The 25,993-nt window shown below is 63.0% G+C and carries 19 protein-coding genes; 12 read left to right on the plus strand and 7 right to left on the minus strand.

The genetic code is table 11. The annotated features are described in order from the left end of the window. The first annotated feature begins 167 nt into the window (after positions 1-167). Positions 168-1,547, plus strand: coding sequence for a glycoside hydrolase family 125 protein (locus DAD186_RS01000; RefSeq protein ID WP_065248648.1), 1,380 nt, complete (start codon positions 168-170; stop codon positions 1,545-1,547). Here the strand turns inward: DAD186_RS01000 and DAD186_RS01005 are convergent. Next, on the minus strand, positions 1,544-2,569 hold the full coding sequence (locus DAD186_RS01005) for a LacI family DNA-binding transcriptional regulator (RefSeq protein WP_065247133.1): 1,026 nt from the start codon (positions 2,567-2,569) through the stop codon (positions 1,544-1,546). The genes DAD186_RS01000 and DAD186_RS01005 overlap by 4 nt on opposite strands. 71 nt (positions 2,570-2,640) lie before the next feature. On the opposite strand from DAD186_RS01005, the gene DAD186_RS01010 reads away from it, so the two are divergent. The 6 genes from DAD186_RS01010 to DAD186_RS01035 all read left to right on the plus strand — a co-directional run bounded on the left by DAD186_RS01010 (position 2,641) and on the right by DAD186_RS01035 (position 11,883). Further along, positions 2,641-3,831 carry a glycoside hydrolase 5 family protein gene (locus DAD186_RS01010; RefSeq protein ID WP_065247134.1) on the plus strand — a complete coding sequence of 397 codons (1,191 nt, stop codon included), beginning with the start codon at positions 2,641-2,643 and terminating at the stop codon, positions 3,829-3,831. Positions 3,832-3,920: 89 nt separating this feature from the next. Continuing rightward, positions 3,921-6,980 carry an alpha-mannosidase gene (locus DAD186_RS01015; RefSeq protein ID WP_065247135.1) on the plus strand — a complete coding sequence of 1,020 codons (3,060 nt, stop codon included), beginning with the start codon at positions 3,921-3,923 and terminating at the stop codon, positions 6,978-6,980. Positions 6,981-7,146: 166 nt separating this feature from the next. Continuing rightward, positions 7,147-8,427, plus strand: coding sequence for an ABC transporter substrate-binding protein (locus DAD186_RS01020; RefSeq protein WP_065247136.1), 1,281 nt, complete (start codon positions 7,147-7,149; stop codon positions 8,425-8,427). A gap of 76 nt (positions 8,428-8,503) precedes the next feature. Continuing rightward, positions 8,504-9,388, plus strand: coding sequence for a carbohydrate ABC transporter permease (locus DAD186_RS01025; RefSeq protein WP_065247137.1), 885 nt, complete (start codon positions 8,504-8,506; stop codon positions 9,386-9,388). A 13-nt stretch (positions 9,389-9,401) separates the two neighbouring features. After that, positions 9,402-10,343, plus strand: a complete 942-nt coding sequence (locus DAD186_RS01030; RefSeq protein ID WP_208854262.1) for a carbohydrate ABC transporter permease — start codon at positions 9,402-9,404, stop codon at positions 10,341-10,343. A 151-nt stretch (positions 10,344-10,494) separates the two neighbouring features. Beyond that, positions 10,495-11,883, plus strand: a complete 1,389-nt coding sequence (locus DAD186_RS01035) for an extracellular solute-binding protein (protein WP_065247138.1) — start codon at positions 10,495-10,497, stop codon at positions 11,881-11,883. 40 nt (positions 11,884-11,923) lie between these two features. On the opposite strand, the gene DAD186_RS01040 is transcribed toward DAD186_RS01035, so the two are convergent. From DAD186_RS01040 to DAD186_RS01050, 3 genes are read right to left on the minus strand one after another with little or no spacing between them, the layout of a single operon-like run. Next, positions 11,924-12,790, minus strand: a complete 867-nt coding sequence (locus tag DAD186_RS01040; protein WP_065247139.1) for a carbohydrate ABC transporter permease — start codon at positions 12,788-12,790, stop codon at positions 11,924-11,926. 13 nt (positions 12,791-12,803) lie between these two features. After that, entirely contained in the window at positions 12,804-13,724 is a 921-nt protein-coding gene (locus DAD186_RS01045; RefSeq protein ID WP_202974886.1) for a carbohydrate ABC transporter permease, read from the minus strand. A gap of 5 nt (positions 13,725-13,729) precedes the next feature. Beyond that, on the minus strand, positions 13,730-15,028 hold the full coding sequence (locus DAD186_RS01050) for an extracellular solute-binding protein (protein ID WP_065247140.1): 1,299 nt from the start codon (positions 15,026-15,028) through the stop codon (positions 13,730-13,732). A gap of 377 nt (positions 15,029-15,405) precedes the next feature. On the opposite strand from DAD186_RS01050, the gene DAD186_RS01055 reads away from it, so the two are divergent. Then, on the plus strand, positions 15,406-15,915 hold the full coding sequence (locus tag DAD186_RS01055; protein ID WP_065247141.1) for an NUDIX domain-containing protein: 510 nt from the start codon (positions 15,406-15,408) through the stop codon (positions 15,913-15,915). A 100-nt stretch (positions 15,916-16,015) separates the two neighbouring features. Here DAD186_RS01055 and DAD186_RS01060 read toward each other — a convergent pair whose 3' ends face one another. From DAD186_RS01060 to DAD186_RS01070, 3 genes are read right to left on the minus strand one after another with little or no spacing between them, the layout of a single operon-like run. Beyond that, positions 16,016-16,891 carry a carbohydrate ABC transporter permease gene (locus tag DAD186_RS01060; protein ID WP_208854263.1) on the minus strand — a complete coding sequence of 292 codons (876 nt, stop codon included), beginning with the start codon at positions 16,889-16,891 and terminating at the stop codon, positions 16,016-16,018. Positions 16,892-16,903: 12 nt separating this feature from the next. Then, complete coding sequence (locus DAD186_RS01065) at positions 16,904-17,824, minus strand: carbohydrate ABC transporter permease (protein ID WP_208854264.1); 921 nt, start codon at positions 17,822-17,824, stop codon at positions 16,904-16,906. Between the two features lie 5 nt (positions 17,825-17,829). Further along, a complete protein-coding gene (locus tag DAD186_RS01070; RefSeq protein ID WP_065247142.1) occupies positions 17,830-19,116 on the minus strand; it encodes an ABC transporter substrate-binding protein in 1,287 nt (428 codons plus the stop codon). 393 nt (positions 19,117-19,509) lie between these two features. On the opposite strand from DAD186_RS01070, the gene DAD186_RS01075 reads away from it, so the two are divergent. Genes DAD186_RS01075 through DAD186_RS01090 form a run of 4 tightly spaced genes read left to right on the plus strand, consistent with a single transcriptional unit; the run spans position 19,510 to position 25,944 of the window. Next, positions 19,510-22,701: an alpha-mannosidase gene (locus DAD186_RS01075; protein WP_065247143.1), complete on the plus strand. Its 3,192-nt coding sequence runs from the start codon at positions 19,510-19,512 to the stop codon at positions 22,699-22,701. Beyond that, on the plus strand, positions 22,698-23,753 hold the full coding sequence (locus tag DAD186_RS01080) for an alkaline phosphatase family protein (RefSeq protein WP_065247144.1): 1,056 nt from the start codon (positions 22,698-22,700) through the stop codon (positions 23,751-23,753). Before DAD186_RS01075 ends, DAD186_RS01080 begins: the two co-directional genes overlap by 4 nt. Further along, positions 23,750-24,424 carry an HAD family hydrolase gene (locus DAD186_RS01085; protein ID WP_157457059.1) on the plus strand — a complete coding sequence of 225 codons (675 nt, stop codon included), beginning with the start codon at positions 23,750-23,752 and terminating at the stop codon, positions 24,422-24,424. Before DAD186_RS01080 ends, DAD186_RS01085 begins: the two co-directional genes overlap by 4 nt. Further along, entirely contained in the window at positions 24,421-25,944 is a 1,524-nt protein-coding gene (locus DAD186_RS01090) for a beta-N-acetylhexosaminidase (protein ID WP_082991013.1), read from the plus strand. The genes DAD186_RS01085 and DAD186_RS01090 overlap by 4 nt, the downstream gene beginning before the upstream one ends. Positions 25,945-25,993: the final 49 nt, after the last annotated feature.

The raw sequence follows: 25,993 nt of genomic DNA on the forward strand, positions 1-25,993 counted from the left end.
TGGCGCGATTCACGTTCGAGCCTAGAGTGCCTACCTGGGAATGTAAAGGCGCGAAGCGGGCGCGGGGCGTGTTGCCTTGATGGTGAGACATGCGAGAAAGTAGAGGCGTCTCAGTTAAGAAACCGCCGTTGGTGGCGGCCGAAAACCCCGAGCGAAATGAGCGAAAAGTGACCCGCTTAGCGACCGTCGGAACCCCCCACCCCCAAGGCATCGAGCTTGCCCCCGACCTCCTCGAAAAAGTGGCTGCCCGCGTGCGCGAAGCGGCCGGCGATGACGTTGCCGAGGCAGTGGTGCGCTTTCTCGACAACACAGCTCGCACGACCGTGCGTAAGCGCGGAGCGAATGACACGTTCGTGATGACGGGCGACATCCCCGCGATGTGGTTGCGGGACTCGTGCGCACAACTTTCGCCACTCCTTCGCCTGGTCAGCGAAGACGAAACTCTCGGTGACCTGATCGGCGGCCTGCTCGCGACGCACTGGCGCATGATCCTCATCGACCCGTACGCGAACGCGTTCAACGAGGAGCCGAACGGCAAGCGCTGGGACGACGACGAACCCGCGCAGGGGCCGTGGGTGTGGGAGCGCAAGTTCGAGATCGACTCGCTCGCCTACCCCATCGACCTCGCCGCGCGCATGCTCTCGACCGGCAATACCTCCTGGATTACCGCCGATACGCTTCCCGCCCTCGACGCCGTTCTCACGGTGCTCGAGACCGAAACCGCTCATGAGGAGCGCTCCGAATACTTTTTCCGCCGCACCGATTGCCCCGCGCAGGACACCCTCGTGCGGGAGGGACGCGGGCGCCTCACCACGCCCTGTGGGCTCGTGTGGCAGGGTTTTCGCCCGAGCGACGATGCGTGCACGCTCGGCTTCAATATCCCGGGGAACCTGTTCATGGCGTCGGCGCTGCGCGCGGTGCCCGCACTTGTGGAGGCATGCGAGAAGGCTGGGTTCCGTGAGGAGCCGGGGGAGCAGGGTGATGGGGTCCGACGCTTGCCTCTCTCGCGCCGCGCCGAAGATCTGCGCGAGGAGATCCTCAAGGGGGTCGAGGCGCATGGAATTATGCGGGATGAGGGTGCTACTCGGCTCTGGTACGAGGTCGACGGCGCCGGGGAATCGCTTTTCATGGACGATGCGAACGTGCCCTCACTGCTTTCGCTTCCGTATCTCGGCGTGGTTGAGGCCGATGATCCGCTTTACCTGGCGACCCGGGCCGCGGTGCTGAGCGAAAAGAACCCCTATTACTACGAGGGAACGGCGCTCGCGGGCGTGGGCTCCCCGCACACACCCGCGGGGTATGTATGGCCCATCGCGAAATCCGTCGAAGGCCTGACGTCGACAGACGTCAACGAGAAGCGTGCGATCCTCGAGCTACTGCTCGCCACGACCGGTGGGACCGGCTACATGCACGAGGGGGTTGACTGCAACGACCCCGCACAGTTCACGCGCGAATGGTTCTCGTGGTCCAACGCGATGTTTTGCGAATTGGCCCTCGACGTCGCGGGAGTGGAGAGGCCCGCGCTCATTCGCGAGCCACTGCTTTAGCCCTGAGTATTCGCGGGGAGTGTGTCGCGCGCGTGAAGCCGCGGGCACTCGAGCTCGCGCGTGCGCGGCCCCGGCCCCGGATTGTCGCGCATGTCGCGGAGGAGGTCGACGGCTGCTTCGCCCATGTCGGCGGGGCTTCGCTCGAGTGTCGAAACCGCGGGACTGCGCAGCGTGAGGCCTGGCGACGATTCCCATGACACCACGCCTGCATCTGCGGGAACGTTGATCTCGAGGTCTTGGAGCGCGCGCAGGGTTGCGAGCGTGAGGTCCTCGCTTTCGCACACGAACGTCGTCGCGGGGGTGAGGTCGAGCATCGAGACGAAATCGCGGATCGCGGCGTGGGCCTCGGTGATGCTGTTCGAGGGGATGCCGTGGTCGATCGCGGTGAGTCCCTCGCGGTGTCGCCTGAGGGCCGCGAGGCGCGCTTCGCCGTGGCTGTAGTGGGCGTGCGAATGGAGGTAGGCAACGCGCCTGGTTCCACGGGCGGCGAGGTCCTCGATGAGCGTGCCCATGACGAGGGCGTCATCGATGAACACCGAGGAGAACGGCTCGTTTGTGCCTGGTTTGCCAATAAACACGGTGGGAATTTCAAGCCGGTTCGTGAGCTCCGGCCGGGGGTCCTCGGGGCGTGGATTGACGAGGATGAGCCCGTCGACGCGGGACTCGCCGTGCCACTGGCGAATCGCCGTGAGCTCATCCTCGAAGCTCTCGACAATCTTGAGAACGAGAACGACGGGGCTTTCGGCGAGCATGCGTTCAACCCCCGCGATGAGCTGGAGAAAGAACGCGTCGCGTGCAAGTTCGGCATAGGGGGCGGTGATGATGAGCCCGAGCGCGTCAACGCGCGAAGTTGAGAGCGCCCGTGCTGCCCTGTTGGGACTCCAGCCCATGTCGTGGGCGATCGCCATGATTTTGTCGCGTGTAGGCTCGGCGACTCCCGGCCGCCCGTTGAGCGCGAACGAGACAGCAGTGTTAGAAACACCGGCTGCGCGAGCGATATCGGCGATAGTGGGGCGGGACATGCGTTCATGATACCTTTTGAGCTAAAGCGCTTTAGGTGGCGCGTGTGCATCAGTGACAACGAGGTGACGCGGTGAATCAACAGCATGCATGGGGCGCGAACTACACCCCCCGAAAGGGATGGTTCCACTCCTGGGCGAACCTCGACCTCGGCTCGGTCGAAAACGACTTTGCCACGCTTGCCGATCTCGGCCTCGACCACGTGCGCATTTTCCCCCTGTGGCCGCTCTTGCAGCCCAACCGCACCTTCATTGACACGAAAGCGATCGACGATGTTCTGGCCGTCACCGACGCCGCCGGAAGCGTGGGCCTCACTGTCTCCGTTGATCTCCTCCAAGGACACCTCTCGAGCTTCGATTTCCTGCCAGCTTGGGTGAGTACGTGGCACCGCCGCAACATCTTCACGGACCCCGACGTCGTGAGCGGCCAGCACACGCTCGCCCGCACCCTCGCGAGCGAACTCGTTACCCGCACACACGTTTCGGGTCTCACCCTTGGCAACGAAATCGGGCAGTTTGCGGCCCCACGGCACCCCGAGCGCCATGAGATTACCCCTGAAGAAGCCCACGGGTGGCTCGACGGCATGCTTGCCGAGATCCGCGGCGCCTTCCCGCGCGGATCCCACCACCATTGCTTTGACGACGACACGTGGTTCGTGGATGCCCACCCGTTCACGCCCCGGGCCGCGGTCGAACTTGGCGACTCCACAACCGTGCACTCGTGGATCTTTGGCGGTGCCGCCCAACGTTACGGTGTCGATGCACCTGAGCTTCCCCACTTCGCCCGTTACCTGCTCGAGGTTGCGGATTTGTGGCACAGGGTGAGCGGGCAACCGTCGGACCGCCCCGTGTGGCTCCAGGAGGTGGGCGCCCCCACCCCTTGGGTGAGCCCCGAGAACGCCGCCGATTTCCTCGAGGGGACCGTTCGCGCCGCTCTCGGGTACCGGAACCTCTCGGGTATCACCTGGTGGTGCTCGCATGATGTTTCGCGAACGCTTGCCGACTTCCCAGATCTGGAATATAGCCTGGGTCTCATCGACTCCAACGGCGAAGTGAAGCCCGCGGGCGAGCGCCTGCGGGAGCTCATTTCTCTCGAGAAAGCCGGCGAGCTTTCCGCGACCCCAACCTCGACGCAGAGCGTGATCGTGGAAGGGCTCAGGCCCGATGGATCGAACCGCTCCCTCACCAATACAGGATCCGATGTCTTCGGCGAATGGATGGACTTCGCTCGCCGTGGAGAGTACCGAAGCCTCGAGCTCGGATAACGCGAGCACCGTCGTTCGCCACACGCCCATCACGACCGTGCCCGCTTCCTACCCGATCGCGCCGCACACCCTCGACGAAAGGCCACCCGATGTTCAACAACCGCGCGCACAGTGAGGATCGAGTCCGACGGTTCCTCGCCGAACAACTCCCCGCGAGGCGCCACCTCGATACCGCGCCCGTCACGATCGAAGCGTGGGAGGTGCCCGGCGAGCCCGTGCCCTTCGCCGAAGCGAAAGCGCAAAACTATAGCCCCATCGAGGTCGGCGCGCGCTGGGGTCGCCCCTGGTCGACCCTGTGGCTGCACGTGACGGGTGAGGTCCCCGAGGAGTGGGTGAGCGACGACGAACGCGACATCGAACTCCAGCTCAACCTCTCCTTCACGAACATGCCGGGCTTCCAGGCCGAGGCGCTCATCTGGAATACCGACGGCACGACCGTCAAGGCGATCAATCCCTACAACCAGTACCTCACGCTCGAACCCGGCACCACGAGCTTCGAGTACTACCTTGAACTCGCCGCCAACCCCAATGTCGCCGGCGACTGGACGTTTGCCCCCACGACGCTCGGTGAGTGGGAGAGCGTGGGAGACGACCCGATCTACGACCTCACGGAACTTCGCCTCGCGTGGCGGTCGACAACCATCTGGGAACTCGAGCAGGACGTCGTTGCCCTGAGCGGCCTCATGCATGAACTGCCCGAGGACAGCACGCGTCGCCAGGACATCCTCCGCTGCCTCGACGATGCGCTTGACGTCGCCGATCCGGACGATCTGCACGCGACGGCTCACGACGCGCGCGAGGTACTGCGTCGCGAACTCGACAAGCCCGCCAATGCCTCCGCGATGACCGTGATCGCGACCGGCCACGCCCACATTGACTCCGCGTGGCTCTGGCCCGTGCGCGAGACCGTGCGCAAATGCGCGCGCACCTTCTCCAACGTGTGCTGGCTCCTCGAACATTACGACGACCTCACGTTCTCGTGTTCATCGGCGCAGCAGTACCAGTGGATCCGCGATTTTTACCCCGAGCTTTTCGAGCGCCTCAAGACACATGTCGCGAACGGTCGTTTCATCCCCGTGGGCGGCATGTGGGTCGAGTCCGACACAAACATGCCCGGCTCCGAAGCGATGGCCCGCCAGTTCATTCAGGGCAAGAGCTTCTTCCTTCGCGAATTTGGGCTCGAAACGACAGAAACCTGGCTGCCCGATTCCTTCGGCTATTCGGGCGCGCTCCCGCAGATCTGTGCGGCCGCCGGCAACACCAACTTCCTCACCCAAAAGGTCAGCTGGAACCAGTACTCGGTGTTCCCGCACCACACGTTCTGGTGGGAGGGCATCGACGGCACGACCCAGTACACGCACTTCCCGCCCGCCGACACCTACAACTGCCAGCTCACCGGCAAAGAACTCGCATACGTCGAGAAGAATTACAAGGACAAGGGCCGCAGCCACATCGCGCTCAGCCCGACCGGCTGGGGTGATGGCGGTGGCGGCCCCACGCGCGAGCAGCTCGCGGCGAGTCGCAGGGCCGCGAACCTCGAGGGTTCGCCGAAGGTCGAGTTCTCGAGCCCCACCGCATTTTTCGAGCGCAGCCGCGCCGAGTACGCCGATGCGCCCCGCTGGAACGGTGAGCTGTACCTCGAGCTGCACCGCGGCACGTACTCGTCGCAGATCCGGGGTAAGCAGGGCAACCGCCGAAGTGAAGCGCTCATGCACGACGTCGAGAAATGGAGCGCGCTCGCGGCACGCCTAGACGAGAGCTTTGAATACCCCTACGACGAGATCAACGAACTGTGGGAGAAGGTTCTCCTCCTCCAGTTCCACGACATCCTGCCCGGAAGCGCGATCGCCTGGGTACACAAGGAAACCGAGCACAACTACGAGGGCATCGCGGAGCGCGGCGAGGCGCTCGTAGAAAAGGCTCTCGACGCCATTGCGCGCGCTCGCGGCAGCGCGGGCGAGAGCGGCGGCGCGAGCGTGGGAGCGGGTGCCGTGACGTGCGAGGAGTCCGACGGCTGCTTCGCCCTCAGTAACGGTCACGTTTTCGCGCGGATTGACGGCGAAGGCCACCTCGTGAGCCTCCGCGCTGGCGAAAGCGGCCGCGAGCTCATTGCTCCCGGCGCCAAGGGCGCGCTGCTCCAGCTTCACCGCGATACCCCCAACGCGTGGGATTCGTGGGACATAGACGAGTTTTATCGCCGTGTTGGTAGGGACCTGGCAGCCGTCGGACCCGTGAGCGTGGAGCGCGAAGGCGAGGCGGTGCACGTGCGCACCACCTACGAGACTCGCACGGACGGCGTGCACACGAAGGAGCACCCGTACCCCGGAGCGCCCTCGAACGGGGCCGGCTCGAGGATCACGCTCACGTATGTGCTCGCCCCCGGCGCTAAGGGCCTCGAGATTGTGCTCGACGTCGACTGGCACGAGCGCAAGAAGGTTCTCAAGCTCGCGTTCCCGTTCGATCTGCGTGCATCGCACATGGCGAGCGAAATTCAATTCGGGCACATTGAGCGCCCCATCCCTGTGAATACGATCGATGACTTCGGTCGGTTCGAGACGTGCGCGCACCGCTGGGTGCGCATCCATGAGGGGGGCCAAGCTGGCGCTGCTGTGTCCCTGTCGAACGACTCGTCGTACGGCCACGACGTGCGCCGATGCCTTCGCGAGAATGACGGTGGAACGACGACGATCGTGCGCGCGACCGTGATCCGCGCCGCCGAGTTCCCCGATCCGCGCGCCGAAGAAGGCGAGTATCGGATGCGGTACTCACTCGTGCCCGGTGCGTCGATCGCCGAAGCGATCGACGAAGGTGTGCGCCTCAATCAGGTGCCGCGCGATATCGACGAGGACCTTGTTGGTGAGGCGCTTGCGCGCATCGAGGGCGAGGGCACGTCGCTGCGAATCCAGACGCTCAAGCTTGCCGAGGATCAGTCGGGCGACGTGATCGTGCGTCTGTACGAGTCCGAGGGCGTGCGCGGCGAAGGTACCGTCGTGGTTCCAGGCGCGAAGGACATCGTTGCCGTGGACCTCCTCGAGCGTGAGCTCACCGAGGAATCGGTGCTGCACTACCAGGCGCAGCGCGCCGAGGGGGAGCAGATCGAGGTTGCGGCGCGGCCGTTCCAGATCGTGACCCTCCGCGCCCGTTTTTAACTGGATTCCATAGGGGTTGTGGGGGTTTGAGCCCGCGGGTGGAGAGATCTGCCCGCGGGCCTTCAGTCTTCCGCGTGGCTGAGGAGGCATGTACACTTAACTTTAGCGGTTTAGTTATCACCGGTTCGGTGCCGCTCACGACATCTCAAGGAAGAGGTACACGGCAATGAAAACAACTCGTCGCGCGGTTCTCGGTGCGGGCGTGGGGCTCATGGGGCTCACCCTCGCGGGATGCGGTCTGAGCGGTGGCGGCGGCAGCGCCGAACAGGAGAAGGCCGCCAAGGAAGCCAAAGAGGGCAAGGTTGAGGGCGAGATTTCGTTCCAAACCTGGTCGCTCAAGAACGAAAAGTTCACCCCCTACTTTGAAGACCTCGTCGCGAGGTTCGAGAAGGAGAACCCCGGCGTCAAGGTGAAGTGGATGGACCAGCCGGGCGAAGGCTATGAGGACAAGCTTCTTGGGCAGGCAAACTCCGGTGCGCTCCCAGACGTCGTCAACGTTCCGCCGAACTTCGCGTACTCGCTCGCGAAAAACGGCATGCTCCTCGACCTCGCGAAGGCCGACGAGAAGCTCAAAGACGTGTACGTCGAGGGCGGCGTTAAGGCCTACGAAATGCCGGGAATCGACGGCAGCTATGGCTATCCCTGGTACCTCGGTACCGACATGTCCTGGTGGAACATCGATGCGCTGAGCAAGTTTGGCGTGAGCGAAGATTCGCTGCCCACAAACTTCGACGAGCTCTACGACCTGGCCATGGAAGCCGCCAAGCAAGGGGGATCCGCCCCGATCATCTCCTCGCTCCCCGAAATCATCATCACCTCTGGTGACGACGGCAAGTTCAACTTCAACACCGACGAAAACGTTGATTTCCTCCAGAGGTACGTGGAGCTGTACAAGGCCAAGGCCATGCCGGTCGAAGTGCTGAGCGATAACTACACGGGCAACGCTCAGCTGTATAAGCAGGAGAAAGTCCTCTGGACGACCGCGACCTCGAGCTACCCCACCGAGCTCAAGACCGATAACCCCGGCCTCATCGACAAGACTGTCGTGACGAAGCGCATGGGAGAGCCGCCACTCTTCGTGCAGGGCATTGCCGTATCGGCGAAATCGAAGGCTCCTGCCGCGGCGCTCGCCTTCGCGAAGTTTGCGACGAACACTGAGAACCAGATCGAATTCGTCAAGCTCGCACAGGGCTTCTTGCCCGGCACGAAAGAAGCGGCGGCGGATCCCAGCAAGTTCGCCGAGAAATCCGACATCGAGCTGCAGAACAAGGCTGTTGAGCTCGCCGCGGAGTCGATGAAGACCGCAGTCGACCCCACGAATGTCATGTGGACCGAAGACATGAAGACAAACATGGGCCAGCAAATGGCGCTCGCGATGCGTGGCGACATCACGGCGAAAGAGGCGCTCGACGCCGCCGTGAAGTACGGCAACGATCAGCTCAGCTGAGACCAAAGGTCGGGCGAAGCTCAAGGGGGCTTCGCCCGACCTTTTCACGCCTCATCGTTGGAAGGGAAGAAGTAGCGTGCATTCATACAAGTGGTACGTGCCGTGGCTCCTCGTGGGACCCGCGGTCCTGTGGGTCGTCGTATTTGCTCTCTGGCCGTTCGTCAATACTGTGGTCTTGAGTTTCACGAATGCGCGCCCACTCACGGGCGGAACCTTTGTCGCTTTCGACAACTATGCAGCGCTCTTTAGTGATTCGCGCGTGTGGACATCACTTGGGACAACGCTCCTCTTCACCGTCGCGTGCGTTCCCCTTCTGACGTTCCTGCCGCTCTTACTTGCCCTCCTCGTCCACCGCGTCATTCCCGGCATTTCGTTCTTCCGCACGACGTTCTATTTCCCGGTGATCGCGTCGGTCGTCGTCGTGGCCCTCATCTTCCAGTGGCTCTTCGACTCGCGCGGCGTGATCAACGAAACCTTGCAGTTCCTCGGCCTTGTCCAAGGGCCACTGCCGTTCCTGGCCTCGAGATGGGGCCTCATCTTCACGGCCGTCGTCCTCACCGTGTGGAAGGGCCTCGGCTACTACATGGTTGTGTACCTCGCGGCACTTGCCAACGTCGGCAACGAGCTCCACGAGGCCGCCGCCATGGACGGCGCGAGCGCCTGGCGCCGCTTCTGGTCGGTCACCGTGCCCGGCGTGCGCGGCGCCATGTTCCTCGTGAGCGCCCTCATCACCGTGAGCGGCATGCGCGTGTTCTCCGAACTGTACGTGCTCTCGAAAGGCTCGGGTGGACCCGGTGGCGAGGCGTCGTCGCTCGTGATGCTTGTCCAGCAGGTCGGCTCGGGCCTCAACGGCAGGCTCGGATACGCGTCAGCGCTCTCCGTGCTGCTGTTCCTCTTCACGGTGGGGCCGCTCATCCTCGTGGCCTACCTCAACAACCGGCCAGATTCGAACGCGCACTAAGGAATTGAAGGGCATGTCCACTCTTGAAACCGGGGCCGGCACCGTGAACCAGGAAGCCGTCGGAACCTCGCCTCGCACCTATCGCAACACGAACCGCCCGTGGCGCAGCAAGGAGTCAGGGGGGTTTCATAAGCCGACGCTTGCCGGGTTGATCGTGCGCTACGTTTTGCTCGTGGCGGTTTTCCTCGTGTCGGTGGGGCCGTTCCTGTGGCAACTCAGTACGAGCTTCAAAGGCCCGAGAGACCCGATCTACCAGTTCCCGCCGTCGCTCATCCCCAGCGATTTCACGCTCCACAACTATGTGGAGGTCGCCAACACTGTTCCGATTCTTGGCTACGCGTGGCATTCGCTCATCGTTGCCGTGACGCTGGCGATTGCGAATGTCGTGTTCTCGACCCTTGCGGGTTATGCCCTCGGGTGCCTCAGATTCAAGGGCAAGAAGATTGCTCTGGGGATCCTCTTTTCCACGCTCCTTTTGCCCGGCGAAGTAACGCTTATGAGCCAGTTCCTCACGATCAAATCGCTGGGCCTCGCCGACTCGCTCGCGGGCGTTGTGCTTCCCGGCCTGATCGGCGCAGTCAACGTCCTGCTCATGATGGCGGCGTGCCGCTCGATTCCGCCGGCGCTGCTCGATGCTGCCGTGATCGATGGTGCGAGCACCTGGCAGATCATCACGCGTGTGGTGTGGCCGAACGTTCGCGGCATGGCGAGCGTCGTTGCGATCTTCGCGTTCATCGGTGGGTGGGATGACTTCCTGTGGCCGCTGCTTGTGCTGAGCGATCCCGATAAATACACGCTCACCGTGGGTATGCAGTATCTCAACTCGAACTTCGGTTCGAACCCGCGCGTGATTGCTGCGGGCACCATGATTGCGCTCGTGCCGATTATTATCTTCTTCGCCGTATTCCAGCGTTTCTTCTTCAAAGGAGTGGAGGACGGCGCCGTCAAGGGATAGCAGTCCATGCGCCGCACGCGTTCGTGTACTCCTGATCGTCATCAGCGCCGGAATCGGTAAGCTGGGGAGACCTCGCCGGGGCCCGTGCCTTGAAAACGAGGTAACCCCAGCCGAGAGGACCGGTTGGCCCACGAGCGAGAGGATTGCGGCCATGCACCCACCCGTGACGGTCACGAGCGAAATTCCACGCCGCGGGTTTCTCAGGGTTGCGGGTGGTGCCGCTGTGGCGCTTCCCCTCGGGATGCTCGCGGGCTGCGGAACTGAGCGCGACGCCTCGACACTGCGAATAGCTTTCCAGCAGTTCGGCTCCGACACGAACCTCCAGCGGTGGCTCGCGGGGGTTGCGGAGGCGTTTACCGCGAAAAACCCGGGCACGAGCGTTGAACTCGTGCCGATCGTTGCCGCGACGAACGACTACTTCACGAAAAACGAGCTGCTCATGGCCTCGCCGCGCAGCTGCCCCGACGTTGTCTTCGAAGATTCCTTCATTCTCCAATCCGACATCGCCGCCGGCTACCTCCAACCGATCGACGATCTCGTTGAAGCGTGGGAAGCCTGGGAAACCTTCTACCCGGCCTCCAAGGAGGCTGCCAAGGACCCCGAGGGGCGCGTGCACTTCATTCCCACGGAGACGGATACGCGCGGCATCTACTACAACAAGAGAGTGTTTGAGAAGGCGGGGCTTCCCACCGAGTGGCAGCCGCGTACGTGGGACGACATTGCCGAAACCGCCGCGGTGATCCGCGACGCGAACATCGGTGCTACCGGGATGTTCATGTTCTGCGGAAAGGCCCAGGGGGAGACGGCCTCGATGCAGGGGTTCGAGATGCTCCTGTATGGCACAAAAGACACGCTCTACAACCCCGACACACAAAAATGGGTCGCGGGCTCGCAAGGGTTCATCGACTCTCTCGCGTTCTTCAAGCGCCAATTTGATGAGGGCCTTACGCTGCCCGTTGCCCGCCATTTCGACCCCAACCTCATGGATGCCGTGCAAGCCACGATGTTCCCCGAGGGAGAACTCGGCATTCTCGTGGACGGCTCGTGGATTTCATTTCTCTGGGCCGAGGGGAGCCTTGCACCGTGGCCCACGTGGCCCGAGGACGTTGGCGTTGCTGCCATGCCCACCCAGCACGGCGAAACCCCGGGTTCTACGACGCTTTCTGGTGGCTGGGGCTGGACGATCCCCACGCACGCTCGCGACCGCGACATGTCGTTCGAGCTCATTAAAGATCTGTGCTCGCTCGAGAAACAGGTGCAGCGGAATATCTCCGGCGGCACTCTCACCACGAGAAGGGACGTCGCGATGAACGAGGAGTACAGGTCATATTCGCCGACCGTCGGATTCTTCACCGACATGCTCGAATCTGCGTACTACCGCCCGGCGTTCGCGGTCTATCCCGAAGTGTCGACCGCCCTCCAGGACACGATGGACACCGTGATGGTGGGCGACAAAACCCCCGAGCAGGCTGCGAAGTGGTACGACGCGAAACTCATCGAGCTCGTGGGTGAGGAGAACGTCGAAACCCGCAAAGCCTGAGCGTCGAGGGAGTAGTTGCCGCCGCTCATGAGGGAGTGGGCTAGGATTTCACCGCGCCCTCGGCGATACCCGCGATGAACTGCTTCGCGCCAATGATGAACACGATGATGAGCGGCACGACCGCGATCAGAGCGGAGGCCATGAGCATGCCGTAGTCGCTTCCGTGGGCTGTCTTGAGCTGGCTCAATGCGACCTGGAGCGTGAGTTTATCGGGGTTCGTGAGCACGATGAGGGGCCACATGAAGTCGTTCCATGCGCCGATGAAGGTGAACATGCCAAGGAAGGCGAGGGCCGGCCTGATGAGCGGGAGGCACACGTGGCGGTACTGGCGCAGGAAGCCACAACCGTCGATGCGCGCGGCCTCGAGAAGCTCCGTTGAGATGGAGTTCGTGGCGTACTGCCGAAGCCAGAACACGCCGAACGCACTCGCGAGCGACGGGAAGATCAGGGCCTTGAGGTCGCCGGTCCAACCGAGCTTGCTCATGAACAGGAACTGCGGGATGCTCGCGAGCTGGGCCGGCAGAAGGAACGTGGCCATGATGATGAGGAAGAGGCCTTTTTTGCCGGGGAACTCGAACTTCGCGAAGGTGAATGCGGTGATCGACGAGATGAAGAGCCCGAGCACCGTCACGGACAGGGCCACGACCAGGGTGTTGCCCATCGCCGCCCAAATGTTGATCTTCGAGGTGATGGTCTCGATGTTGGTGCCGAGACGATCGCCGGGAAGCACATCCGGCGGGAACTTGAAGATCGCGGACGACGGGTGGGTCGCGAGAATGAACATCCAGTAGAACGGGAACAACGAGACGAGCGCACCCGCCGTGAGCGCAATGTATTTGAGGATCGTGGTGATCCGGATCGGTTTGCGGCGGCGCACAATCGTGTTCGTATGAGTCTGAGCTGTCATGTCGAGGCGCCCCTTAGTCCTTGCGCTCGCGGGTCACGAGCCAGTTGATGATCGAGAAGAACATGACGACAACGAAAACGCCCCACGCGATCGCGGCGCCGTAGCCGTAGCGGTTCTCTTGGAAGGCCACCGAGTAGAAGTACATCACCATGGTGAGACCAGAGTTGTTGATGCCGCCCGCGCTTGCTGCGCCTCCGGAGTTCGAGGAGGTCAGCACCTGCGATTCGGTGAAGCTTTGGAGTGAGCCGATCGTCGACATCAGGGTGACGAACAGGATGATCGGCCGCAGCTGGGGCAGGGTGATGCGGAAGAAGATCTGCCACGAGTTTGCGCCGTCGAGGGCGGCGGCTTCGTAGAGGGATTTGTCGATCGCTTGGAGGCCGGCGAGGATAAGCAGCGCGTTGTAGCCCACGAACGCCCAGGTCGTGAGGCATGAGATCGCAATCTTGATGCCCCATTCGGTTTGAAGCCACGCGATGTTCTCGAAACCGAACACGTTGATGATGGCGTTCGCGATACCGAATTGGCTCGAGAAGATCGAGCTGAACAGCATACCCATCGCGACCATCGACGTGATGTTTGGGATCAGGTAGATGACCTTGTAGGTCGTCGAGAACCTGAGGGTCGAGTTGAGCATGAGCGCGAGGATCGTCGCGAGAACGAGGGTGGGCACGGTGCCCATGACCCACAGGATCAGGGTGTTGACGAGGGATTTGTAGAAGAGGGGATCGGAGATCAGGTACTTGAAGTTGGTGAAGCCGATCAAGTCGAAGTCGCCCAACCCCGACCAGTTCGTGAACGCGAGCGCCATCGTGAAAACGACCGGCATCGCGCCGAACACGAAAAAGAAGAAAAAGTACGGCGAGATGGCCAGGTATTGCGGCAGCGCCTTTTTGATGCGCGTCCCGAGTGGCCGGGGTTGGGGATTGCTCATATCTGTTACTTCACCTTGATGCCGGCCTGTTCGGCGATGCGCTTAGCGGCCGTGACCGCGTCCTTCCACGCCTTTTCAGGATCCTTGCCTGTCGATTCGATTTGTTCGAGCTCTGCAGTGAACGGTGCGATGACCGATTCGGAGTTCGGGTCTTCATACAGCGGGCGAACGGTTTCGGCGGCGGCGCTGAAGACCTCCGCGGCTTTTTGGCCGCCGAGGAATTCAACGGCACCGTCGACTTCGGGCATCGAGTGCGCCTCGGGTGCGGCGGGGAAGTTGCCGCTGAAGGTGTACTCGACTGCCTGGTTCTTCGCGTTGAGGATGAAGGAGATGAGCTCGAACGACTTCTTCGGGTCCTTCGCGCCCTTCGGGATTGTCAGGAACGAACCGCCCTGGTTGACGGCCTCACCGGGGTGCTTGCACACGCGCCACTTGCCGGCAGTTTCGGGGGCGTCGACTTTCATGTCGGCGAGGTGCCAGGACGCGCCGAAGTCGGCGGGGAGGCGCCCCTCGTTGACGGCTGCCGCGGAGTCAGCGCTCTGCGAGTCAAGGGCGGCATTGATACCGGCAGCATTCGCCTTGACCGAGAGATCCCAGGCCTTGCGGATGTGGTCCTGATCGCCGATGAACATCTGGTTCTCGTCGATAAAGCCCTTGCCGCTTTGACGGTACGCGGTGCTGAAAATGCCGGAGCTGTTACGGATCAGGTAAGTGCCGGGTTTCTTGGAGATGAGTTCCTTGCCGAGTTCGAAGTAGGCGTCCCATTCGCGAATCGCGGCTTCGAGCTCGGCGGGTTCGGAGGGCAGGCCCGCTTCTTCGAATACGTCGATGCGGTAGAAGAGGGCGGTGGGGCCGATGTCGATCGGGATGCCGAGCTGCTTGCCGTCTTTCGAGGTGGCCTGCTGCCACTTCCAGTCGAGGTAGTTGCCTTTGATGTCTTTCGCGCCGAGCTCGTTGAGATCCTCGAAGTAGTCGGTCTTCGAGAGGAAGAAGGCGATGTCTTCACCCTTGACGCCGGTGATGTCGGGAAGGCCGGAACCGGCGCTGAAGGTGGTCGTGAGCTTCTGCTTGAAGTCGCCGCCGATGACATTTTGGCGGAAGTTGATGTCGGGGAACTGTTCTTTGACGGCCTTGAGGGTGTCCTCACTGAAGCCCTCGGGCCAGGTCCACAGAGTGAAGTCCTTGTCGCTGCCTCCGCCCGAAGCGGAGCCAGATTTACCGGTGGAGCAGCCCGTGAGGGCGAGAGCGATGGGGCCGAGGGTGAGCGCGCTGGCGCCCAGAAGCGAACGGCGTGAGATATCCATGGAAAACTCCGTAATTCAGAAAGCGCGAGGTTATGGGAGCTCCTGAGTCCGCAGCCGTCGCGAACACAGAGCACCGAACCTTACTTCCGGGTATTGATGATGTGAAAATCCGCGGGGATATAAAGCTATCCACACGTGTGGGGTGATGAAATATGTGCGCCCCGCCGACGGTGGCAGGGAGGGCGGCAGTGCCCCATTTCGCTGGCTCCGCTGCCCGTTCGAGTATAGCGCGCGAGCGGGGGACTTTCGCCCGCGCGCCGTGCGTGGTGCGGCGCGGGAGTGGCACACCGGGCGAGGCGACCTCGACGAGCATCGACGTAAAATGCAGGCGCCCTCCGACCCTGACCGGGCTCAGGCTGCCTCGCTACCGTGGAGGCATGAGCGACCTCCTCCCGAACCCCTACTTCTACCAGCAACTGCCTACCCTCTTCAGCTCGGGTGCGGCCGTGATCCGCGACGAGCGCGGTCGAATCCTCGTGGAAAAGCCGAACTACCGCGACCACTGGCTCTTGCCGGGCGGAGGCGTGGATGCCGGCGAGGACGCGCGAGAGGCAACCGCCCGGGAGCTGCGCGAAGAACTCAACCTCGATCTTCCGGTCGGCCGGCTCCTTTCGGTGAGCTGGGTGCCGTCGAGCGCCGCTTACGGCGCCCCGATGGGGGTTCATTTCGTGTTCGATGCCGGGGTGGTTCCCGAGGCGGAGCTTCGCGATCGAGTGCATCTGCAGGAGGAGGAGCTGGAGGCGTGGGATCTCATCGACCCACGGGACGCCGCGATTCTCTCGCCGTGGGGCGCCGAGCGCGTGTGGCATGCTCTCGATGTTCTTGAAGGCCGCTCGGAGGTCGATCTCTTCTCGGTCAAGAAAGGCGGGAACGCGGAAGCACCGTAAAGACCTCAGGAGCGCCGCGAGATGGGCGGGCGTCGGAAATTCCGACGGTTGCCGCGCTTACGGTGAGGGCTTTGGTGGAGGGGTGTGCTCGAGCGAGACGCTACTTCAGGGCGCCCTCGGCGATGCCGGCGATGAACTGCTTTGCGCCGATGATGAACACGATGATGAGCGGCACGACCGCGATCAGAGCGGAGGCCATGAGCATGCCGTAGTCGCTTCCGTGAGCGGTCTTGAGCTGGCTCAATGCGACCTGGAGCGTGAGTTTATCGGGGTTCGTGAGCACGATGAGGGGCCACATGAAGTCGTTCCACGCGCCGATGAAGGTGAACATTCCAAGGAACGCGAGGGCTGGCCTGATGAGCGGGAGGCACACGTGGCGGTACTGGCGCAGGAAGCCACAACCGTCGATGCGCGCGGCCTCGAGAAGCTCCGTTGAGATGGAGTTCGTGGCGTACTGCCGAAGCCAGAACACGCCGAACGCGCTTGCGAGCGACGGGAAGATCAGGGCCTTGAGGTCGCCGGTCCAACCGAGCTTGCTCATGAACAGGAACTGGGGGATGCTCGCGAGCTGGGCCGGCAGAAGGAACGTGGCCATGATGATGAGGAAGAGGCCTTTTTTGCCGGGGAACTCGAACTTCGCGAAGGTGAATGCGGTGATCGACGAGATGAAGAGCCCGAGCACCGTCACGGACAGGGCCACGACCAGGGTGTTGCCCATCGCCGCCCAAATGTTGATCTTCGAGGTGATGGTCTCGATGTTGGTGCCGAGACGATCGCCGGGAAGCACATCCGGCGGGAACTTGAAGATCGCGGACGACGGGTGGGTCGCGAGGATGAACATCCAGTAGAACGGGAACAGCGAGATGAGCGCGCCGATCGTGAGGGCGACGTATTTCAGCACGGTCGAAAGGCGAATGGGCTTTCGCCTGCGTGGAACCGCGTTCGCGAGGGGCTTTGCTTGCGTGGTCGAACTCATGACGTTGCTCCCCTAGTCCTTTTTCTCGCGCGTGACGAGCCAGTTGATGATCGAGAAGAACATGACGACAACGAAGACGCCCCACGCAATCGCGGCGCCGTAGCCGTAGCGGTTCTCTTGGAAGGCCACCGAGTAGAAGTACATCACCATGGTGAGACCAGAGTTGTTGATGCCGCCCGCGCTTGCTGCGCCTCCGGAGTTGGAGGAGGTCAGCACCTGCGATTCGGTGAAGCTTTGGAGCGAGCCGATCGTCGACATCAGGGTGACGAACAGGATGATCGGCCGCAGCTGGGGCAGGGTGATGCGGAAGAAGATCTGCCACGAGTTTGCGCCGTCGAGGGCGGCGGCTTCGTAGAGGGATTTGTCGATCGCCTGGAGGCCGGCGAGGATAAGCAGCGCGTTGTAGCCCACGAACGCCCAGGTCGTTAGGCATGAGATCGCAATCTTGATGCCCCATTCGGTTTGAAGCCACGCGATGTTCTCGAAACCGAACACGTTGATGATGGCGTTCGCGATACCGAATTGGCTCGAGAAGATCGAGCTGAACAGCATACCCATCGCGACCATCGACGTGATGTTTGGGATCAGGTAGATGACCTTGTAGGTCGTCGAAAACCGGAGGGTCGAGTTGAGCATGAGGGCGAGGATCGTCGCGAGAACGAGGGTCGGCACGGTGCCCATGACCCACAGAATCAGGGTGTTGACGAGGGATTTGTAGAAGAGGGGATCGGAGATCAGGTACTTGAAGTTGGTGAAGCCGATCAAGTCGAAGTCGCCCAACCCCGACCAGTTCGTGAACGCGAGCGCCATCGTAAACACCACGGGCATCGCACCGAACACGAAAAAGAAGAAAAAGTACGGCGAGATGGCCAGGTATTGCGGCAGCGCCTTTTTGATGCGCGTCCCGAGTGGCCGGGGTTGGGGATTGCTCATATCTGTTACTTCACCTTGATGCCGGCCTGTTCGGCGATGCGCTTGGCAGCCGTGACTGCATCGCTCCACGCCTTTTCGGGGTCCTTCTTTGTCGATTCCACCTGCTCGAGTTCCGCGGAGAAGGGGGCGTTCACTGCTTCCGAGTTCGGATCCTCGTAGAGCGGGCGCACGGTTTCGGCGGCAGCGCTGAAGACCTCCGCGGCCTTCTGACCACCGAGGAATTCGACCTCACCGTCAACTTCAGGCATGGCGTGAGCCTCGGTGGCTGCGGGGAAGTTTCCGCTGTGCTTGTACTCGAGTGCCTGGTTCTTCGCGTTGAGAATGAAGGAGAGGACCTCGAACGATTTCTTCGGATCCTTGGCGCCCTTCGGGATTGTCAGGAACGAACCGCCCTTGTTCACGGCCTCACCCGGGTGCTTGCACACGTGCCACTTGCCGGAGGTCTCGGGAGCGTCCGACATGAGATCGGCGAGATGCCATGAAGCTCCGAAGTCGGCCGGAAGGCGTCCCTCGCTCACTGCTGCCGCTGAGTCGGTGGTCTGTGCGGCGAGCGCGCCGTTGATGCCGGCAGCGTTGGCCTTGACCGCGAGATCCCACGCGGCACGGATGTGCTCCTGGTCGCCGATGAACGCGCCGTTTTCGTCGATGAAGCCCTTACCGGCCTGACGCCAAGCCGTGCCGAACACGCTGGCCGTGTTGCGAATGAGGAAGGTACCGGGCTTCTTCGCAATGAGTTCCTTGCCGAGTTCGAAGTACTCATCCCACGAGCGGATCGCGTTCTCGAGCTCCGTGGGATCGGAGGGAAGGCCCGCCTCTTCAAACACATCGAAGCGGTAGAAGAGGGCGGTGGGGCCGATGTCGATCGGGATACCGACCTGTTTGCCGTCTTTCGAGGTGGCCTGCTGCCACTTCCAGTCGAGGTAGTCGCCCTTGATGTCTTTCGCGCCGAGCTCGTTGAGATCCTCGAAGTAGTCGGTCTTCGAGAGGAAGAAGGCGATGTCCTCGCCCTTGACGCCGGTGATGTCGGGAAGGCCGGAGCCGGCACTGAAGGTCGTCGTGAGCTTCTGCTTGAAGTCGCCACCGATGACATTTTGGCGGAAGTTGATGTCGGGGAACTGTTCTTTGACGGCCTTGAGAACGTCGTCACCGTAGCCCTCGGGCCACATCCACAGGATGAACTCGTTGCTGTCGCCGGCGCTTGACCCGGAGTTGCTTGTCGAGCAACCGACGAGAGCCAGTGGGCCAAGCGTGAGCGCGCTGGCTCCGAGGAATGAACGACGGGAAATATTCATTGAAAACTCCAAGTAAGCCTCGGTGGGATGCGCCGTGGATGATTCCTGTACGGCCGCGTTGCCGTGCCAGTCAATACCCGTGCGGTTAACGTCAAGTAAATGGAAAATGATGACGTAAGTAAACTTTTATCGATGCGGTTTGCGCCGACCGAAGAGTGCACTGTCTTCGAGCTAGGCCTCCGGCGTGTTTTCCCCTGTCATGGGGGTTTTTCTGGGTCGGTGCGTGAGATGCCCGGTCGTGCCTCATCGAAAGCGTGGTTTCTTCCCAGGGGTAAAAGGTCATTAGGTGTGCGTTTAGTTACACGAGGTGTTTTTGTGGCTGATAGGCTCGCTGCGTGCGCGGTTTAGCTATGGTGCTGGCCGTGAAACGAGGGCGATGTTCTGGAGGGTGGAATGTTTGACGATTCAACGCTTGTGGAGGACCGCATCGAGCGTCTCCACGAGAGGCTGGGCAAGGAGCTCTTCAGGGTTCTCGCGCCCGTTCACGTCACCGCGTGGAAGGCGCCGGGTGAGCCCGTTGACTTTGCAACGGCAGCGGGCGCGAGCTATACCCCGATTGCCTCGGGGGATCGCTGGGGGCCGGCGTGGAGCACGTGGTGGTTCAAGCTTTCGGGCACGGTTCCCGCCGAGGCGAAATCTGAGCGCGTGCAGCTGCGCGTGGACCTCGGCTTCGAGGGGGATTGGGCTGGCAATCAGTCTGAAGGCCTCGCCTACACCACCTCGGGCACGCCGCTCAAGGGCGTCAACCCCATGAATCGCCTCATCCCACTCACGGGCAAGGGCCTTCCCGAAACGATCGCGAAGGCGGGCGAGAGTCTTCTCGACGAGAACGGGAATGTGGACCTCTTCATCGAGTCCGGCGCCAATCCCAACATGGGTGACTACATGAACAACCCCACCGATCTCGGGGATCTCTCGACTCGCCCCGATAAACCCGTGTGGACGTTCGGTGGTGCTGACCTCGTGGTGCGCAACGAGAGCGTGTGGCACCTGTGGCTCGACATCGAGGTGCTCTGGGGCACCCTCAAAGAGCAGCCCAAAGACTCGACTCTTCGCGCGACCCTCCTGCGCACGCTCGAAGAGGCGGCCGACATCGTCGATGCCGAGGGTATCCACGAGGGTGCCGACGCCGCCCGCGCCCACCTCGCGCCCGTGATCGCGAGTGGTGCCGGAGCCTCCGCCCAGGTGATGAGCGCCGTGGGACACGCGCATATCGATTCCGCGTGGCTGTGGCCCTTGCGTGAAACGCGCCGCAAGGTCGCACGCACCTTCTCGAACGTCCTTGCCCTTGCCGAGGACTACCCAGAATTCACCTTTGCGTGCACGTCGGCGCAACACTACGCATGGCTCAAGAGCGGCGCACCGGCGCTGTTCGAACGCGTGAAGGACTCGATCGCGAAGGGTCAATGGCACCCGGCGGGCGGAATGTGGGTCGAATCCGACACCAACCTCCCCGGTGGCGAAGCCCTCGTTCGACAGTTCACCGTGGGGCTTAACTGGATGGAGCGCGAGCTCGGAGTTGCCCCCACGTGCACGTGGCTTCCCGACTCCTTCGGGTACACGGGCGCTCTCCCGCAGATTGCGAGATTGAGTGGCATGACCACGTTCTTCACGCAGAAGCTCAACTGGAGCCAAACGAACACGCTCCCGCACCACACCTTCTGGTGGGAGGGGATCGACGGCACCCGCATCTTCACGCACTTCCCGCCCGTGGACTGCTACGACTCGATCGTGAGTCCCGAAGAGGTCTACAAGGCCGGACGCAACTTCAAGGAGAAGGGGCGCGCGAAGCGTTCACTCCTCCCATACGGCTACGGCGATGGTGGCGGCGGTCCCGTCGCGGAGATGGTCGAGCGCGCACGGCGTTTCGCCGATATGGAAGGGGCGCCGCGCCTCGAGTTCGATTCGCCCGACGGCTTCTTCGACAAGGCGCGCGAAGAGTACCCGAACGCTCCCGTGTGGAGTGGCGAAATGTACCTCGAGTTCCATCGCGGCGTGTACACGTCGAGCGCCGAGCTCAAGCGCGGCAATCGCGAAGTTGAAGCGAAGCTCGCCGTTCTCGAATGGCTCGGAGCCCTCGCGACCGAGCGCGGAATCGACTACCCGCTCGACGAGGTCGAAGAGCTGTGGCAGCGCGCCCTCCTTCTCCAGTTCCACGACATTCTGCCCGGCTCGTCGATCCACTGGGTCAACCGTGAGGCACGCGCCGAGTACGAGGCGCTGCGCACCGACATCGAACGCCTCATCGACTCGCTCTTCACCTCCCTCGCAGGTGAGCACAAGAGTCAGGTCGAGGTGCGCGAGGGCGGCCACGGTCAGGCCGCGGGGCTCGCGGGCTCCGAACCCACCGTTCTCAATCCCTCGCCCGTGGTTCGCCGCGAGGTGTGGGAGCATTCCGACGGTTGCTCCCTCATCGAGGTTGCTCCATTTTCCGCTGCACCTCTCTCCTCGGTTGAGGTGGAGCCGGAGAACCCCGTGACGTGTGAAAAGCGCGAAGGTGGCACCGTGCTCAACAACGGCCTCGTGGAGGTTGTGATTGACGCAAACGGTCTCGTGTCGTCCCTTCGCGACCTCGAGGTAGGCGGCCGGGAGTTGCTTGCTCCGGAAGCGAAGGCGAACGCGCTCAGTATCCACCCGGACTTCCCGAGCTGCTTCGATGCGTGGGAGCTCCAGCACCAGTACAAGCGAAGCGAGACCGTGCTGAGCGAGGCACTCGAGGTGAAGGTCGTACGCGACACGCCTTGCACGTCATGCGTCGAGGTGCGCCGCGCGCACGGTGATTCTACGTTCACGCAGCGGATCACTCTCGAGGCCGATTCGCGCGCGGTCGATTTCGAGGTGCACGTCGATTGGCGCGAGAAGCATCGCGTTCTCCGCGTGGGCTTCCCGCTTGCGCTCAATGCCCGCACGGATCGTTCGGAGATCCAGTTCGGGCATATCGATCGTGCAATTGCGAAGAACACGTCGTGGCAGGAGGCGCAGTTCGAGGTGAGCGGTCACCGCTGGGCGCTCCTCGAGGAGCCCGGCTACGCGGTCGCATTCGCGAACTCGCAGACCTACGGTCATGACGTGCGCGTACTCGATGCACCCGGCAATGAGAGGCGCGGCGGCGTGGCGTTCGGCTACACGCTCTTGCGCTCCGCTACGGCGCCCGATCCCGAGGTCGATCTCGGTGAACATACGCTTCGCTACAGCCTTGTGTGCGACGCGGGCCTCGAAGAAGCACATGCGGCCGGGCTTCGTCTCACGCAGCCGCTTCGCGAAGCAACGCCCGGTTTCGAAGTCTCCCCCGTCGCAAGCATCGACCTCCACGAGGGCGACACGCTCGCCTTCATTGACGCCGTGAAGCCCGCCGACGATGGCTCGGGGGACCTCATCGTGCGCCTGCACGAAGCCGAGGGACGCACGGGCAAAGCCCACGTGCGCTTCGCCACCGCACCACGCGAGGTTCATGCAACGAACCTCCGCGAAACCGACACACCTGAGGCCGCGCCAGGCCTCACAGCATGCAGCGAGGATTCCTCGCTCTACGAAGTATCGATGCACGAATTCCAGATTGTGACCTTGAGGGTGGCACACGCATGAAACTCCTGCTTATTTGCCTCGATGGTGTGAGGGCCGATGTGGCCCTTCCCGAATTCGTGGCGGCCGATCCGCACTTCGCGAAGCCCGATCATGACGCGGATCCCCGATTCCGTGCCGTGAACGATGCGGGTGAGCCTGCCGTCGGACCCCACGACCCCCCGCTCGACCGCACCCTTCCCCTTGATGAGGCCCCGAAGAACCTCGCGCCCACGCTCGCGCGCCTCGCGCGCGGCGACGACCACTCGGGCGGGCGCATCACGCCCATGTGGATGACCCCGCCCACGGATTCCGCGCCGGGGTGGTCGTCGATCCTCACGGGTTCCACTCACGAGGAATGCAACGTGTGGTGGAACGAGTTCGTGGGGCATGACCTCGCGCGCCATCCCGACATCCTCTCGCGCGTGTACTTTGCGAACCCTGCCGCACGCACGCTCGCTGCGGCTACGTGGGAGGCATTTTGCGCCCCTCACGGGCTTGGGCCGCTTCTTCAGCACCGCATGGACCAACAGCGCACCGGCCAGCACCAGACGTTCCACCCCGACCTCAACGACGGTCTGGACAGCGCAGACGATGACGTTGCGCACTGGGCGACGTGGAAGCTTCTCCACGAAGGTCCCGATGCGGCCGTCGTGTATTTCGAGGGCGTCGACGGTGCGGGCCACGCGCACGGTGCCGAGTCGGAACAGTATCGAGACGCGATCCGCCACGTCGATGAACTCACACGCCACCTCGTCAAAGCCGTGGCTGAGCGCCACGAGCAGCTCGGCGAGGACTGGCTCGTGGCCGTCACGACCGACCACGGCCACAAACCCGAAGGCGGCCACGGTGAGGATGAAGTGGAAGTGCGCCGTAGCTTCCTCATCACGCACCGCTTCGGCGCGCCCCTGCCCGCTGTTCTCACCTCGCGCGACGTGCTCCATAGCGAGCAGGTCATGTGGGATCTCCTCGATGCCATGGGCGTGAGCCAGGGCAGCTACGACTCCGAAAACGTGGGGGTGCTCCGCGACATCGAGCAGGTGGGCCCCACGCGCAACCTCGCCTTCGAGTGGTGAAAGCGACCGTGGTGGAGGCACTTCCGGGCAAGGTTGCCGGCGTCATTTTCGACATGGACGACACGCTTTTTGATTCCGAAAAAGCGTGGCACGAGGCGGCCGCGGCTCTCTGGCGCGAGGCCGGTGGGGTTTTCCGCGGCCACGATGATCGCGGCGGCACCGTCGAGGATGTCGCCAATGACTACCTCGACGAATTCGGGTTCGAGGGCGCGCGCGAGGACCGGATGGCGGAGGTGTGCGCTCGGATCGAGGCCTCGATCCGCGAGCGGCTTCGAACCGACCTCGAGCCCATGCCCGGCGCCGATGCACTAACGTCGCGTCTTGCGCGGGTCATGCCCATCGCGATCGGCTCCAACTCACCTCAGGCCATCGTCGAGCAGTGCGTGCATGCGGTTGGCTGGCAAGACCGTTTCAAAGCTGCTCTCGGTGTCAATGAGGGCATGAACCCGAAGCCGGCCCCCGACCTCTACGTCGAAGCTGCAAGGCGTCTCGGCGTCGATCCACGCGACTGCGTCATCTTTGAGGACTCGCCCACGGGTGCCCGTGCCGCGGTCGCCGCGGGCGCCTTTGTCGTGACGATTGGCGAGGCTGCGCGCGGAATTGGCTCAGCGGCGGTCGATACGCTTGAACACGACCTGATCACCTCGTGGACACCGGAGAAGCTGACATGAGAACACTCATCCCCGAACCGACCACCGTGCGCGAAATGGGCGGCGAGTTTGCCCTTCCTTCGCCCCTCCCGATCGCGGGTGGTGGGAACGCCGCGGCGTACCTTGCCGAGCGCCTTGGTCGTGCCGCGGGCGTGCGCGTGAGCGAAGGTTCTGGAGGCATCGAGTTTGCCCACGATCCCTCGCTCGGCGAAGAGGCTTACCGCATGCGTGTGAGCACCGAGGGCATCCGCATCGAAAGCGCCGACGAGCGAGGTGCCGGATGGGCGGTGCAGACCCTGCTTCAGCTTCTGCCTCCAGCGATTTATTCGGCCGGACCCATGGAACCCACGTCGTTGGTGGTGCCGTGTGTCGAGATCGAGGATGCCCCGCGCTACCACTGGCGTGGCTCCCACATCGACGTGGCCCGCAACTTCCTTCCGCTCGAGGGCCTCTACAGGCACCTCGAGATGATGGCGATGCACAAGCTCAACGTTGTGCATCTCCACCTCACCGACGACCAGGGTTGGCGAATCCCCATCGAGGGCTTCCCGAAGCTCATCGAGAAGGGATCCACGCGCCCCGGGACCCTCGCGGGGCATCAGCCGCCTCCCGACGAAAACGACTGCGACGATGTTGCCGAGCATGACGGCATCGAATGCGGCGGTTACTACACGCGCGAGGAGATCACCGCTCTGGTGGAACGCGCGGGGATGCTCGGCATCCAGGTGGTCCCCGAGATCGACATGCCCGGTCACATGGAATCGGTCGTCGCTGCCTACCCCGAGCTCGGCTGCGTGCCGATCGAGCATCCGCGCACGTGCTGGGGCATCTCCGAGCACGTCCTCGCTCTCACTGACGAAGCCGTCGAGTTCTGCCGCGCCGTGCTCACGGATGTCGCCACCCTTTTCCCGGGCTCGCCGATCCACGTCGGTGGCGACGAATGCCCGGGCAAGGAATGGGTCGAACATGAGGCTTCGCGCGCAACAATGGAGCGCATTGGCGCTACGACCCCCGCCGAGGCGCAGGCCTGGTTCGAGAATGAAATTTGTACTCACGTTCTCGACATGGACCGCCGCGTGATCGCGTGGGACGAAGTTCTTGAGGGTGGCGTCCCGCAGGGAACGACCGTCATGGTGTGGCGAAAGTCCGAGGCGGTCGAAGAGGCACTGCGCGCGGGTCACGATGCGATCGCCGCCCCGACCGAATTCACCTATTTCGACTACCGCCAGCATGCGGGCGAGGATCATCCGCTCACGATCGGTGGGAACCTCCCGCTCAGCAAGGTCGCGGGCCTCAGCGACCTCCTCGATGCCGTGGGTGGCGAGGGTGAGGGGGCCTTGCTCGGCGCACAGTTCCAGCTGTGGAGCGAATACGTGCACGATTGGGCGAAGGCCGAATACCTGCTGTGGCCGCGCGGGTGTTCCGTTGCGCAGCAGCTGTGGTCCGGCTCGGCCGGCAACGCTCGCGAGCTCGCGACCATGGAGGAGCATCTTTCGCGCCTCACGGCACGCGGCCTCAACTGGTGCCGCACGGCTGAATAGCCTTTGATCGGCTCAGCCGTGAGCCGCTCATGAGAGTGCTGTGTTGCTA

The sequence above is a fragment of the Dermabacter vaginalis genome (genome assembly GCF_001678905.1).
In the GTDB taxonomy this organism is placed as follows: domain Bacteria; phylum Actinomycetota; class Actinomycetes; order Actinomycetales; family Dermabacteraceae; genus Dermabacter; species Dermabacter vaginalis.

What these genes read in the sequence shown, in the direction of transcription:
- DAD186_RS01005 (WP_065247133.1), bottom strand. Translation starts at nt 2,569, where the DNA reads ATGTCCCGCCCCACTATCGCCGATATCGCTCGCGCAGCCGGTGTTTCT.
- DAD186_RS01015 (WP_065247135.1), top strand. Translation starts at nt 3,921, where the DNA reads ATGTTCAACAACCGCGCGCACAGTGAGGATCGAGTCCGACGGTTCCTC.
- DAD186_RS01020 (WP_065247136.1), top strand. Translation starts at nt 7,147, where the DNA reads ATGAAAACAACTCGTCGCGCGGTTCTCGGTGCGGGCGTGGGGCTCATG.
- DAD186_RS01030 (WP_208854262.1), top strand. Translation starts at nt 9,402, where the DNA reads ATGTCCACTCTTGAAACCGGGGCCGGCACCGTGAACCAGGAAGCCGTC.
- DAD186_RS01035 (WP_065247138.1), top strand. Translation starts at nt 10,495, where the DNA reads ATGCACCCACCCGTGACGGTCACGAGCGAAATTCCACGCCGCGGGTTT.
- DAD186_RS01040 (WP_065247139.1), bottom strand. Translation starts at nt 12,790, where the DNA reads ATGACAGCTCAGACTCATACGAACACGATTGTGCGCCGCCGCAAACCG.
- DAD186_RS01045 (WP_202974886.1), bottom strand. Translation starts at nt 13,724, where the DNA reads ATGAGCAATCCCCAACCCCGGCCACTCGGGACGCGCATCAAAAAGGCG.
- DAD186_RS01050 (WP_065247140.1), bottom strand. Translation starts at nt 15,028, where the DNA reads ATGGATATCTCACGCCGTTCGCTTCTGGGCGCCAGCGCGCTCACCCTC.
- DAD186_RS01055 (WP_065247141.1), top strand. Translation starts at nt 15,406, where the DNA reads ATGAGCGACCTCCTCCCGAACCCCTACTTCTACCAGCAACTGCCTACC.
- DAD186_RS01060 (WP_208854263.1), bottom strand. Translation starts at nt 16,891, where the DNA reads ATGAGTTCGACCACGCAAGCAAAGCCCCTCGCGAACGCGGTTCCACGC.
- DAD186_RS01065 (WP_208854264.1), bottom strand. Translation starts at nt 17,824, where the DNA reads ATGAGCAATCCCCAACCCCGGCCACTCGGGACGCGCATCAAAAAGGCG.
- DAD186_RS01070 (WP_065247142.1), bottom strand. Translation starts at nt 19,116, where the DNA reads ATGAATATTTCCCGTCGTTCATTCCTCGGAGCCAGCGCGCTCACGCTT.
- DAD186_RS01075 (WP_065247143.1), top strand. Translation starts at nt 19,510, where the DNA reads ATGTTTGACGATTCAACGCTTGTGGAGGACCGCATCGAGCGTCTCCAC.
- DAD186_RS01080 (WP_065247144.1), top strand. Translation starts at nt 22,698, where the DNA reads ATGAAACTCCTGCTTATTTGCCTCGATGGTGTGAGGGCCGATGTGGCC.
- DAD186_RS01090 (WP_082991013.1), top strand. Translation starts at nt 24,421, where the DNA reads ATGAGAACACTCATCCCCGAACCGACCACCGTGCGCGAAATGGGCGGC.